10 protein-coding genes and 1 pseudogene are annotated in these 12854 nt (G+C 65.2%); 7 read left to right on the top strand and 4 right to left on the bottom strand.

What is annotated here, in order from left to right; genetic code table 11:
* Positions 1-149 precede the first annotated feature (149 nt).
* From cyoA to X268_RS00485, 7 genes are read left to right on the top strand one after another with little or no spacing between them, the layout of a single operon-like run.
* Positions 150-1310, top strand: a complete 1161-nt coding sequence (gene cyoA / locus X268_RS00515; protein ID WP_128923117.1) for a ubiquinol oxidase subunit II — start codon at positions 150-152, stop codon at positions 1308-1310.
* Positions 1311-1335: 25 nt separating this feature from the next.
* On the top strand, positions 1336-3333 hold the full coding sequence (gene cyoB / locus X268_RS00510) for a cytochrome o ubiquinol oxidase subunit I (RefSeq protein WP_128923116.1): 1998 nt from the start codon (positions 1336-1338) through the stop codon (positions 3331-3333).
* The gene (gene cyoC / locus X268_RS00505; RefSeq protein ID WP_128923115.1) at positions 3334-3963 is read left to right on the top strand and encodes a cytochrome o ubiquinol oxidase subunit III; all 630 of its coding nucleotides are present in this window, start codon (positions 3334-3336) and stop codon (positions 3961-3963) included.
* Positions 3960-4340, top strand: coding sequence for a cytochrome o ubiquinol oxidase subunit IV (gene cyoD, locus X268_RS00500; protein WP_128923114.1), 381 nt, complete (start codon positions 3960-3962; stop codon positions 4338-4340). The genes cyoC and cyoD overlap by 4 nt, the downstream gene beginning before the upstream one ends.
* On the top strand, positions 4337-5188 hold the full coding sequence (locus X268_RS00495; protein ID WP_128923113.1) for an SURF1 family protein: 852 nt from the start codon (positions 4337-4339) through the stop codon (positions 5186-5188). The genes cyoD and X268_RS00495 overlap by 4 nt, the downstream gene beginning before the upstream one ends.
* Positions 5160-6563 (top strand): ATP-binding protein, encoded by a 1404-nt coding sequence (locus X268_RS00490; RefSeq protein ID WP_164937450.1) that lies wholly within the window; start codon positions 5160-5162, stop codon positions 6561-6563. Before X268_RS00495 ends, X268_RS00490 begins: the two co-directional genes overlap by 29 nt.
* A complete protein-coding gene (locus tag X268_RS00485) occupies positions 6553-7086 on the top strand; it encodes a response regulator transcription factor (protein WP_128923111.1) in 534 nt (177 codons plus the stop codon). The genes X268_RS00490 and X268_RS00485 overlap by 11 nt, the downstream gene beginning before the upstream one ends.
* 221 nt (positions 7087-7307) lie before the next feature.
* Here the strand turns inward: X268_RS00485 and X268_RS00480 are convergent, their stop codons facing one another.
* From X268_RS00480 to X268_RS00465, 4 genes and pseudogenes are all read right to left on the bottom strand, one after another.
* Positions 7308-8108 carry a CarD family transcriptional regulator gene (locus X268_RS00480; protein WP_164937449.1) on the bottom strand — a complete coding sequence of 267 codons (801 nt, stop codon included), beginning with the start codon at positions 8106-8108 and terminating at the stop codon, positions 7308-7310.
* Between the two features lie 343 nt (positions 8109-8451).
* Complete coding sequence (fdxA, locus tag X268_RS00475) at positions 8452-8790, bottom strand: ferredoxin FdxA (RefSeq protein WP_128923109.1); 339 nt, start codon at positions 8788-8790, stop codon at positions 8452-8454.
* Between the two features lie 132 nt (positions 8791-8922).
* Positions 8923-9192, bottom strand: a pseudogene (locus X268_RS00470) (RNA-binding S4 domain-containing protein); the annotation flags it as partial.
* A 10-nt stretch (positions 9193-9202) separates the two neighbouring features.
* Entirely contained in the window at positions 9203-12586 is a 3384-nt protein-coding gene (locus tag X268_RS00465; RefSeq protein WP_128923107.1) for a helicase-related protein, read from the bottom strand.
* Positions 12587-12854 lie beyond the last annotated feature (268 nt).

The raw sequence follows: 12854 nt of genomic DNA, 5'->3' as shown, positions 1-12854 counted from the left end.
CCGACCGCCCGACGGACGCCAGGCAATCTGGGCCTGTCTGACCCAACATCCCGCACTGCAACATTGGACAAATTGTCCAATGTCCGGATTGCTGCGCCGCAGCTACCCGTTGCCCCGCAAAGGAAACTCATTCTCATAAGGCTCGGCCCGTGTCTCGTCTCAAGATCCTGGCGCTACTACCTCTGGCTGCTGCGCTGAGCGGCTGCGACTATGTCGTGCTGGCGCCAGCCGGCGATATCGCAGCGCAACAGCGCGACCTCGTCGTCATCTCCACCGTCCTGATGCTCCTGATTGTCCTCCCCGTGATGGCGCTGACGGTGCTGTTCGCCTGGCGTTACCGCCAGTCCAACACCGCGGCCCGCTATGAGCCGGAATGGGATCACTCGACCAAGCTCGAGCTGGTGATCTGGTCAGCGCCGCTGCTGATCATCGTTTGCCTGGGCGCGCTGACCTGGATGGGCACGCACCTGCTCGACCCCTATCGCACGCTCGGCCGCATCCATGCCGACCGCGCGCTGGATCAGTCCAAGGCTCCGCTCGAGGTCGATGTCGTCGCGCTCGACTGGAAATGGCTCTTCATTTACCCGGACTACGGCATCGCCACCGTCAACGATCTCGCAGCTCCCGTCGACCGCCCGATCAACTTCCGCATCACGGCGTCCTCGGTGATGAACTCGTTCTACATCCCCGCGCTCGCCGGCCAGATCTACGCGATGCCGGGCATGGAGACCAAGCTCCACGCCGTGGTCAACCACGCCGGTACCTACAAGGGTTTTTCGGCGAATTATAGCGGCGCCGGCTTCTCCGGCATGCACTTCAACTTCCAGGGCCTCGACGAGAAAGGCTTTGACGCCTGGATCGCCAGCGCCAAGTCGGCCGGCGGCACGCTCGGCCGCGCCGAATATCTCCAGCTGGAGAAGCCCAGCCAGAACGAGCCGGTGCGGCGCTGGGGCACCATCGATTCCGATCTCTACCGCCTGATCCTCAACATGTGCGTCGAGACCGGCAAGATGTGCCAGAGCGAGATGATGGCGATCGACGCCAAGGGCGGCAACGGCCATCAGGGCCTGAACAACCCCCTGCCGCTGGCCTACGACAAGTACGCCCGCCGCGGCACCGCATTTGGGCCCGAGCCGAGCTTCGTCGCCGGCAACTGCACGCCGGATGCGCCGCAGGGCAGGACCCCCGCCTCGGTCACGGCCCCCGCCGACACCGCGCCGCTGCTCGGCGCCGGCCTGAAGCGGCCGTCGTTCACGCCGCTGAAGTCCTCGTCCTTCTTCCTCGGACAGCGTCCCAAGTCCGATTCCTGAAGTCAGACTCCTAAAGAGAGTTCGCATGTCTCCTGATCTTCTCAAGCTCATCTTCGGCCGGCTCGGCCTCGAATCGCTGCCGCTGCACGAGCCGATCGTCGTCGGCACCTTCGTGGTGGTCGCGCTTGGCGGCGCGGCACTGCTCGGCGGCCTCACCTATTTCCGCCTCTGGGGCTATCTCTGGCGCGAATGGTTCACCACGGTTGACCACAAGCGCATCGGCATCATGTACATGATCCTCGGCATCGTGATGCTGCTGCGCGGCTTTGCCGACGCGCTGATGATGCGCGGCCAGCAGATGCTCGCCTTTGGCGGCTCCGAAGGCTATCTCAACGCCCATCACTACGACCAGGTCTTCACCGCCCACGGCGTGATCATGATCTTCTTCGTGGCGATGCCGCTGGTCACGGGCCTGATGAACTATGTCGTACCGCTGCAGATCGGCGCCCGCGACGTCTCGTTTCCGTTCCTGAACAATTTCAGCTTCTGGATGACGGTCGGCGGCGCGGTGCTGGTGATGGCCTCGCTGTTCATCGGCGAATTCGCCCGCACCGGCTGGCTGGCTTATCCGCCGCTCTCGAACATCGGCTACAGTCCCGATGTCGGTGTCGACTACTACATCTGGGCGCTGCAGGTCGCCGGCGTTGGAACGACCTTGTCCGGCATCAACCTGATCTGCACCATCGTCAAGCTGCGCTGCCCCGGCATGACCATGATGAAGATGCCGGTGTTCACCTGGACCTCGCTCTGCACCAACGTCCTGATCGTCGCCTCCTTCCCGGTTCTGACCGTGGTGCTCGCGCTGCTGTCGCTCGACCGCTACGTCGGCACCAACTTCTTCACGAACGATTTCGGCGGCAGCCCGATGATGTACGTGAACCTGATCTGGATCTGGGGCCACCCCGAGGTCTACATCCTGGTTCTCCCGGCCTTCGGCATCTTCTCCGAGGTTACCTCGACCTTCTCGGGCAAGCGGCTGTTCGGCTACACCTCGATGGTCTACGCCACGGTCGTCATCACCATCCTGTCCTACCTGGTGTGGCTGCACCACTTCTTCACGATGGGCTCGGGCGCCAGCGTCAACTCGTTCTTCGGCATCACCACGATGATCATCTCGATCCCGACGGGCGCGAAGATGTTCAACTGGCTGTTCACGATGTATCGCGGCCGTATCCGCTACGAGCTGCCGATGATGTGGACGATCGCCTTCATGCTGACCTTCGTGATCGGCGGCATGACCGGCGTGCTGCTCGCGGTGCCGCCGGCCGACTTCGTCCTCCACAACAGCCTGTTCCTGATCGCGCACTTCCACAACGTGATCATCGGCGGCGTGGTGTTCGGCGCGTTCGCCGGCATCAACTACTGGTTCCCGAAGGCGTTCGGCTTCAAGCTCGATCCGTTCTGGGGCAAGATGTCGTTCTGGTTCTGGGTCACCGGCTTCTACCTGGCCTTCATGCCGCTCTACGTGCTCGGCCTGATGGGCGTGACCCGGCGCCTGCGGGTGTTCGACGATCCGTCCCTGCAGATCTGGTTCGTCATCGCCGCGATCGGTGCCGTGTTCGTCTTCATCGGCATCCTCTCGATGCTGATGCAGTTCGCGGTCAGCCTGCTCAAGCGCGAGCAGCTCAAGGACGTCACCGGCGATCCCTGGGATGCGCGGACGCTGGAATGGGCGACCTCCTCGCCGCCGCCGGACTACAACTTCGCCTTCACCCCCGTCGTTCACGACAATGACGCGTGGTGGGACATGAAGAAGCGCGGCTACCAGCGTCCTCTCACCGGCTTCAAACCGATCCACATGCCCAGCAGCACCGGCACCGGCATCATCCTTGCCGGCTTCGCCACCGCGATGGGGTTCGGCCTGATCTGGTACATCTGGTGGCTGGCGGCCGTGAGCTTCGTCGCGATGCTCGCCGTCGGCATCGGTCACACCTTCAACTATCACCGCGACTTCGACATCCCGGCTGACGACGTCATCCGGACCGAGGACGCGCGCACCAAACTGCTCGCCGGAGCCAAGTAAATGACTGTTGCCGTCAATCCCGCGCAGACCGGCGAGCCGGTCTTCTATCTCGCCGACGAGCATCCGCATCCGGAAGGCTACAGCACCTCGCTCGGCTTCTGGATCTACCTGATGAGCGACTGTCTCATCTTCGCGATCCTGTTCGCCACCTTCGGCGTGCTCGGCGGCAACTACGCCGCCGGCCCCGCGCCGAAGGACCTGTTCGACCTCGACCTGGTCGCGGTGAACACGTCCATGCTGCTGCTGTCGTCGATCACCTACGGCTTTGCCATGCTGACGATGCAGCAGAACAAGATCGCTCAGACGCAAATCTGGCTGGCGATTACCGGCCTGTTCGGTCTCGCCTTCATCGGCATCGAGCTCACCGAGTTCGCCCACATGATCCACGAGGGCGCCACCCCTCAGCGCAGCGCCTTCCTGTCCGCCTTCTTCACCCTGGTCGGGACCCACGGCCTGCACGTCTCCTGCGGCCTGATCTGGCTGGTGACGCTGATGGTGCAGGTCCAGAGGTTCGGACTGATCGAGGCCAACCGCCGCCGCCTGATGTGCCTGTCGATGTTCTGGCACTTCCTCGACGTGGTCTGGATCGGCGTCTTCACCTTCGTCTATCTCCTGGGAGTTCTGCGATGAGCACCGATACCCATGCCGCCCACGCGGACGACCATCACCATGAAGGCGGCCACGCCCACGGCACGTTCTCGAGTTACATGCTCGGCTTCGTGCTCTCGGTCGTGCTGACCGCGATCCCGTTCTGGCTGGTGATGAGCGGCACGTTGCCGAGCAAGCAGATCACCGCGCTGGTCATCATGGCCTTCGCTGTCGTGCAGATCGTCGTGCACATGATCTACTTCCTGCACATGAACACGACGTCCGAGAACGGCTGGAGCATGATGGCGCTGATCTTCACCATCGTCATGGTGGTGATCGCGCTGTCGGGTTCGCTGTGGGTGATGAACCACCTCAACAGCAACATGATGCCGATGCACCAGATGAGCGGCATGAAGTGAGCGATATCGGGATCGTGACGGGCAAGGACGCAGATGCGCGCAGCAAGGCTGCGCGGTCCCCGTCCTTGTGGCTCACGGTCCTATCGCTCATTGCTTTTGTGCTTCTGATCGCACTGGGTGTCTGGCAGATCGAGCGCCGCGCCTGGAAGCTGGCGCTGATCGACCGCGTCGAGCAGCGCGTCCACGCCGCGGCCCAGCCGATCCCGGTGCCCGCGTCATGGCCCGCGATCAGTGCCGCCAATGACGAATACAGGCATGTCAGCCTCAAGGGCCGCTTCCTGCATGACCGCGAGACGCTGGTCCAGGCCGTCACCGAGGAGGGCCCGGGCTATTGGGTGCTGACGCCGCTTGCGCGCGGTGACGGCACGCTGGTTCTGATCAACCGGGGCTTCGTGCCGTCGGAACGGCGCGACGCTTCGACGCGCCAGAGCGGCAATCCTGACGGTGAGGTCGAGGTCACCGGGCTGCTGCGCATCACGGAGCCGAAGGGCGGATTCCTGCGTAGCAACGTGCCCCAGCACAACCGCTGGTACTCGCGGGATGTCGCCGCGATTGCGGCGGCACGCGGGCTCCACGACATCGCGCCCTTCTTCGTCGATGCCGACGCCGGATCACAAATTGCGGGCGGGCCGATCGCCGGATTGACCGTGATCCGCTTTCCCAATAACCACCTGATCTACGCGCTGACGTGGTTTGCCCTGGCCTTGATGCTGGCCGGCGGGCTTTTCGTCACATTCGGCGGCGGGCTGTTCCGCCGCGGGCGCTTCGTCCATGAACCGGCCGGCGGCCCAGATGCCGCCGCGCGCAGGACGGGATCAGATGCTGGAACGATCGTCGAGCCGACCTGACGAGGGGAAGACGCTTTCCCAGACACTTGCGCATGGCGGACTGACCGCCACGCTGCAATCGCAGGCTGACGCACGCAGTGAGCTGATCGGTACGGCGCCGACCGATGACGAGACCAACCGCAAGAACATGGCGCTGCTGATCCAGCTGCGCTGGACCGCGGTGGTCGGCCAAATCGTGACCATCGGTGCCGTGCATTTCGGCCTTGGCATCCCCCTGCCGCTGGAGCGGATGGGCGCGGTGATCGGCGCGCTGGTGCTGCTCAACGTCTCCAGCCTGGTCTGGGTACGCCATCGCGCCGCGATCAGCAACAACGAGCTGCTGGTCGCCTTGATGCTGGACGTCGCCGCGCTGACCGCGCAGCTCTACCTCTCCGGCGGCGCCACCAATCCCTTCACCTCGCTGTTCCTGCTGCAGGTAACGCTGGGTGCGGTGCTGCTCGATGCCCGCTCGACCTGGTCGCTGGTCGCGCTGACCTGCGCGAGTTTCGTCTGGCTGACCTTGGCGTACCGGCCGCTAGACCTGCCGCCGAACCCGATCAGCGAGACCTACAGTCTCACGGTGGCCGGCATGCTCTTGGGCTTCGTGCTCAACGCCGTCCTGCTGGTCGTGTTCGTCACCCGTATCAACAGGAATCTGCGCGAGCGCGACGCGCATCTGGCGGCGTTGCGCCAGCATGCCGCCGAGCAGGACCACATCGTGCGCATGGGCCTGCTCGCCTCGGGCGCGGCCCATGAGCTCGGTACGCCGCTCGCCTCGCTCTCGGTGATCCTGAGCGATTGGCGCCGCATGCCGGACCTCGCCGCCGATCAGGAGCTCGCCGAGGACCTCGCGGAGATGGAAACCTCGCTGCAACGCTGCAAGTCGATCGTCACGGGCATTCTGGTGTCGGCGGGCGAAGCGCGCGGCGAAGGCTCGTCGCCGACCACGGTGACGGCGTTCGTGACCGCCCTGGTCGACGAATGGCGCGACGCGCGCTCCGCGCGCACGCTCTATTTCGTCAATACGTTCGGTGCGGATGTTGCGATCGTCTCCGACATCGCGCTGAAGCAGGTCATCTTCAACGTGCTCGACAACGCCTATGAGGTCTCGCGCGATTGGGTCGAACTCGTGGCCGAGCGGGAGAGCGACAACCTCGTGCTGTCGATCAGCGACCGCGGACCGGGCTTTGCGCCGGAGATGCTGGCGCAGCTCGGGAAGCCCTATCAATCGAGCAAGGGCCGCGCCGGCGGTGGGCTCGGGTTGTTCCTGGTGGTGAACGTGGTGCGCAAGCTGGGCGGCACCGTCACTGCGGAAAATCACAGGAAGCGCGGCGCCACGGTACGCCTCACGCTGCCGCTCGCAACATTGGCGATCGGAGGGAATTTTGACGCCTGACCGTTCGCTCATCGTCGTCGAGGACGATGCCGGCTTTGCACGCACGCTGAAGCGCTCGTTCGAGCGCCGCGGCTATGATGTCGTGCTGGCCGCCTCGATCGAGGAGGTGCGCAAGGTGCTGGAGGACCGCTCCTTCGGCCATGCGGTCGTCGATCTCAAGCTCGGCGGCGCCTCCGGCCTCGCCTGCGTCGAGCTCTTGCACAGCCACGATCCGGACATGCTGATCGTGGTGCTGACCGGCTTTGCCAGCATCTCGACCGCCGTGGAGGCGATCAAGCTCGGCCCCTGCCACTATCTGGCAAAGCCCTCGAACACCGACGACATCGAAGCCGCCTTCACCAAGGCCGAAGGGAACGCCGAGGTCGCACTCGACGCACGGCCGACCTCAATCAAGACCTTGGAATGGGAGCGCATCCACCAGACCCTGATCGAGACGGAGTTCAACATTTCGGAAGCGGCACGGCGGTTGGGCATGCACCGCCGCACGCTGGCACGGAAGCTCGAGAAACGACCGGTGAAGTGAGCCGTCCGCAACTCTTGCGCCTGTCCTTCCGGGGCGTGCGGAGCACGAGCCCGGAATCCATCCAGCGACAGAGACGGAGGACGAATGGATTCCGGGCTCTCGCTTCGCGAGCCCCGGAATGACGGCGGTGTCATACGGCTGACCCACCCTGCATTCCCCAACAAAAAAGCCCGGCCGAACGGCCGGGCTCTTGATCTGTTGCGATCGGCGCAACGAGACGCTTACGCCGCCTCGTCGGCGACGGTGGTATCGTCGCCATCGGTGTCGTCGGTATCGCCCTCGGCATCGGTCTCGCCCTCGGCGGCTTCCGCCTTGGCATTGCGGCGCGGGCTCTTGGCGAGCTGGGCCTCGATCTCCTTGACCGCTTCGGTCTCGGTCGAGTGCTGCACCACCGCGATCTCGCGGGACAGACGATCGAGCGCCGCTTCATAGAGCTGGCGTTCCGAGTAGGACTGCTCCGGCTGCGATTCCGAGCGATAGAGGTCGCGCACGACTTCCGCGATCGCGACGATGTCGCCCGAGTTGATCTTCGCTTCGTATTCCTGGGCGCGGCGCGACCACATGGTGCGCTTGACGCGGGCGCGGCCCTTCAGGGTCTCCAGCGCCTTCTTCACCAGCGCGGGCTCGGACAGCTTGCGCATGCCGACATTGGCGACCTTGGCGGTCGGCACGCGCAGCGTCATCTTGTCCTTGATGAAGTTGATGACGAATAGCTCGAGCTTCGCACCGGCGATCTCCTGCTCCTCGATGGCCAGGATCTGGCCGACGCCGTGAGCGGGATAGACCACGAACTCGTTGGCCTTGAAGCCCTGACGCTGGGTCACGACCTTCTTTTCCTCGACCTTCGGCGCAGCGGCGGGCTTCGCGGCCGGCTTGGCGGCGACGGGAGCCTTGGCGGGAACAGCAGCAACGGGAGCCTTCGGCGCGGCGGGCTTGGCAGCGGGAGCCTTGGCAGTCACAGGCTTGGCAGCAGGCTTAGCAGCGGTCGCTTTCGCGGCCGGTTTGGCGGTCTTGTTAGGCATTGCGCTTCTTTTGTTCTTCGAGGACTTTGCAGCCGGCGCCTTCGTCGCGGTCCGACCCTTGGATGCGCTACGGCTGGCCGCGGCGACTTTTTTGGCCTCCTTATGGGAAGCCCTCGCTGAAGTACTCTTTTTACGCGTTTTCTGTGACACAGCCTGCGCGCGGAAACTGCCACGCCCCTGTTCGACATTTGGTTTCACGGGAACCCAGAGGGGCCAACGGGGCTGACGGGGTTCGGCTCAATGTGCCCAATATAGCACATTTCCCGCAAAAATCAATGATTTAGGGGTCTTGAGGGCTGGTTTTCAGCGAAAGCGCCGCTATTAGGGTTAAGTTTGAGCCGAATTAGTCACCCGAGCCGGGGGTCGGCGAGAAATATTTCTCGAACTTGCCCTCCATGCCGTCGAATTCCTTGGCGTCGGCGGGGGATTCTTTCTTCTGGGTGATGTTCGGCCAGCTCTTGGCGTATTCGGCGTTGCCCTCGAGCCACTTTTCCAGGCCCGGTTCCGTGTCCGGCTTGATGGCGTCGGCGGGGCATTCCGGCTCGCACACGCCGCAATCGATGCACTCGTCGGGATGGATGACGAGCATGTTGTCACCCTCGTAGAAGCAGTCGACCGGGCAGACCTCGACGCAGTCGGTGTACTTGCACTTGATGCAGTTTTCAGTGACGACGTAAGTCATCCAACGCTCCGAAAAGCTCTTTTAAAAGTCGCGGCTTTCGTAGCGCGGATGGCCCGGCGCCGCAAGGTCGGGAAGCCCCGATCATGACGGCTTTGTGTGATTGATCGACCAAGAAATGAATTTGAAACGCAATTAATTGCGCTTCGCCTCATTCAGCTCCTCGTAGAGCACGCGCGCCGAGGCGGCATCGCCGCGGCGTTCGCTGAAGCCGGTCACCTTCAACACCCTCACGGTGCGGTCGAGCGCGACGGTGATGACGTCGCCGAGCTTGATCGCGTGGCCGGGCGATTTTTCTCGCCCACCGTTGACGCGGACGTGGCCGGTCTCGACGAGCTCGGCCGCGGAGGTGCGCGCCTTCACCACCCGCGCGTGCCACAGCCATTTATCGAGGCGCTGCCGCTCGGTCGTGGGATCACTCCTTCCGCCCTGACAGCTGCTCCTTCAGCGCGGCGAGCTTTGCGAAGGGCGAATTCGGATCAGCGGGACGATCGCGCTCGCGCGGATTGGCGCTCGAAGCGTAGGGACGCAGCGAGGGACCGGACTCGCGGTCGCGACGGTCGCGGCCCTTGTCGCGGTCGCGGCCACGGTTGTCGCGATCGCCGCCGAACTTCTTGTTGTCGCGGTTGCGATCGCGATCCTTGTCGCGGTCCTTGCCCTGTTCTCTGCCTTGGAAGCTGCGATTGCGGTCGTCGCGGCGATCGCCGCCCTCGCTGCCATCACGTCCCTTGCGGAAGTCCTTGCGATGCCCGCCATGGCGATGCCTCTCACCCGGCTTGGCGCCGTCGGCCACATCGCCTTCTGCAGGCGCAGCGCCGGCTTCAGCACCGGCCTGCGGACGGTGGTTGTTGTGACGCTGGTGGCGATGGCGCTCGTGGCGCGGCTTGCGATCCTCGTGACGGCCGCCCGGGCGCCAGACCTCGATCAGCTCGGGCTCGGCGGGGGTGGCTGCAGCCTCAGGCGCGGCGGCGTCGGGTGACGCGGCCGCTTCCGTCGCGGCGGTCTCCGCCGGAGCAGCTTCAATCGGTGCAGCAGCCTCTTCGGCCGGCGGCGCGATGCCGGGAGCATCTTCCGGCGTGACGGGCGCCTCTGCAGACGCTTCGAGCGCCGGTTCCTCGTGGGCGGGCTCGTCATGCGGCTCCATGCCGGGCGCGTCTTCGACGGTGACGGCTTCAGCGGCAGCCTCAGCCGACGCCGCTTGCTCCGGCAGGCCGGCCACGGCCTCCGCCGCGGTCTCGGTCGAGGTGTCCGCGGGGCCCTCGGCGGGCGGCGTCTCGGCCGCGACCGTCTCGGCCGCAGGCGCTGTGGGCTTCACCGGCAGCGGCGGACGCTTCTCCATGCGATAGCCGAGCGCGCGCAGCACGGACGCAAAGTCCTCGCCGGCGGAGCCGGTGAGCGAGGTCATCGCCTGCGTCACGACGAAACTGCGGCCGTCGAAGGCGCCGGCCGGCTTTTCGCCGGACGCGTTCTCGCGCCAAGCCAGCGCCGGGCGGATCAGATCGGCAAGGCGCTCCAGGATGTCGACGCGCACGGCGCGCTCGCCGGCCTGCTTGTAGCCGAGCACGCGATAGGCATCGCGCGGCAGCGCCTTGTCGACCGGGAACGAAGTGCGGCCCGATGAGGCCAGATGCTGCGCGCCCGAGAGCGAGGACAGATCGACATTGTCCTGCTTCAGCGCCCAGAGCAGCGCGGCGAGCGCGCGCGCGGCGGGCTTGAGCAGGCCGGGGAAATAGATGTGATAGGCGCCGAAGCGGACGCCGTATTTGCGCAGGGTCGCGCGGGAGGGCTGGTCGAGATCCTTCAGCTCATTGGCGATCTTGGGACGCTCGAGCACGCCGAGCGCCTCGACCAGCTGATAGGCGATGCCGCGGGCAATGCCGGTGACGTCCTCGGCCTTGGACAGCTCGAACATCGGCCCGAGCAGCTTCTCGATATGGGTCTTGAGCCAGAGCTCGAGCCGGGCCTGCACCTTCTCGCGGGGGCCGCCGGTCAGGCGCTCGTCGGAGATGATGCGGATGCGCGGATGCAGCGCGTCCTCTGCGGCCGACAGCCGCGCCACGGCATCGCCGGTCCAGCGGATGATGCCCTCGGCGGTCAGCACGAACTGATCGTCCGGCGCGTTGCCCAGCTTTTCGGCGCGCGTGTTGATCTCGCCGGCGAGCACCGCTTGCGCTGCAGCCTGCAAGGCTTTCGCATCGGAGCCAGCTTCCGCCGCGTCCGGTGCAAAGGTGAAGCCGTCGAGGCGGCCGATGACATGGCCTTCGACGATGACTTCGCCGGTCTTGCCGATTTCAGTATTCAAGCTCGTGTTCTCCCGCAGGCGGCGCATCAATACACTGGTCCGGCGATCAACGAAACGCTCAGTCAAGCGTTCATGGAGCGCATCCGATAATTTATTTTCGACCTCCCGCGTGACCCCCTGCCAGCGATCGGGGTCTTTCAGCCAGTCCGGGCGGTTGGCGACGAAGGTCCAGGTGCGGATCTGCGCGATCCGGGCCGACAGCGTGTCGATGTCGCCGTCGATACGGTCGGCCTGCTCGACCTGGGCGGCGAACCAGGCGTCGGGAATGCATCCCTTGCGCATCAGGAAGCCGTACAGCGTCGTCACCAGCTCGGCATGGGCGGCCGGCGACAGTTTTCGATAATCCGGGACCTGACAGGCCTCCCACAGCCGTTCCACCGCGGCCTTGCCATGCGCGATATCGCGCACCTCGCCGTCGCGGGCGGCATGATCGAGCACGCGCATGTCCTCGGCAACAGGCGCGCGCGTCAGCGCCTCATGGCCGGGCGCGAGGTTGAGTGACACCTGCAGCGCGCCGAGCGAAGCAAAATCCAGCTTCGAATTGCGCCATTGCAGCATCTTCACGGCATCGAAGGTGTGGTTCTGCAGCGCGTTGACGAGCTCGGGTTCGAATGGCGCGCAGCGGCCCGTGGTGCCGAAGGTGCCGTTGCGCGTGGCGCGGCCGGCGCGGCCTGCGATCTGCGCGAATTCGGACGGCGTCAGGCGGCGGAACTGATAGCCGTCGAACTTGCGGTCGGAGGCGAAGGCGACGTGGTCGACGTCGAGATTGAGGCCCATGCCGACGGCGTCGGTGGCGACGAGATAATCGACATCACCGTTCTGGAACATCGCCACCTGCGCATTGCGCGTGCGGGGCGAGAGCGAGCCCAGCACGACGGCGGCGCCGCCATGCTGGCGGCGGATCAGCTCGGCGATGGCGTAGACTTCATCGGCCGAGAACGCGACGATGGCGGTGCGGCGCGGCTGGCGCGTGATCTTGCGGTCGCCGGCGAATTCAAGCTGCGACAGGCGCGGCCGCGTGATCATGGAGACGCCCGGCAACAGGCGCTCGATGATCGGCCGCATCGTGGCAGCCCCGAGCAGCAACGTCTCGTCGCGGCCGCGGCGGTTGAGAATGCGATCGGTGAAGACGTGGCCGCGTTCGAGATCGCTGGCGATCTGGACCTCGTCGACGGCGAGGAAGGAGAGGTCGAGATCCCTCGGCATCGCCTCGACGGTCGAGACCCAATAGCGCGGGTTTTTCGGCTTGATCTTCTCCTCGCCGGTGACGAGCGCGACCGCCTCGCTGCCGACCCTGGCGGCGATCTTGTTGTAGACCTCGCGCGCGAGCAGGCGCAGCGGCAGCCCGATCATCCCCGATGGATGCGCCAGCATCCGCTCGATGGCGAGATGGGTCTTGCCGGTGTTGGTCGGCCCGAGCACCGCGGTGACGCCCGCGCCAGGCACTCGATCGTGAAGGGCGCGCTCGGAGGCGAAGGGGGAGGAAGAAAAAGCCATGTCTGGGGGATTAGGTAGTGCCGATTTAGGCGAATGTCAGTGCCGGATTGGGGCGGGGGCCTGCTCCTCATCCTGAGGAGCGCGTCAGCGCGTCTCGAAGGATGAAGGCCTGGCTGGCGCCATTGAGCAAGCCAAGCCCCTCGCCCTTCGAGACGGCCGCTTGCGCGGCCTCCTCAGGGTGAGGGGCACACCGGGCGTGCGGACATCCGCTCCCCAAATCCCGCGCAACTGTCTCACTTTGCGACGCTTTTCCCTCTGCCTTTAAGCT

This window comes from Bradyrhizobium guangxiense, from assembly GCF_004114915.1.
Taxonomy (GTDB): domain Bacteria; phylum Pseudomonadota; class Alphaproteobacteria; order Rhizobiales; family Xanthobacteraceae; genus Bradyrhizobium; species Bradyrhizobium guangxiense.
This window is presented reverse-complemented; position numbering and strand designations above follow the sequence as displayed.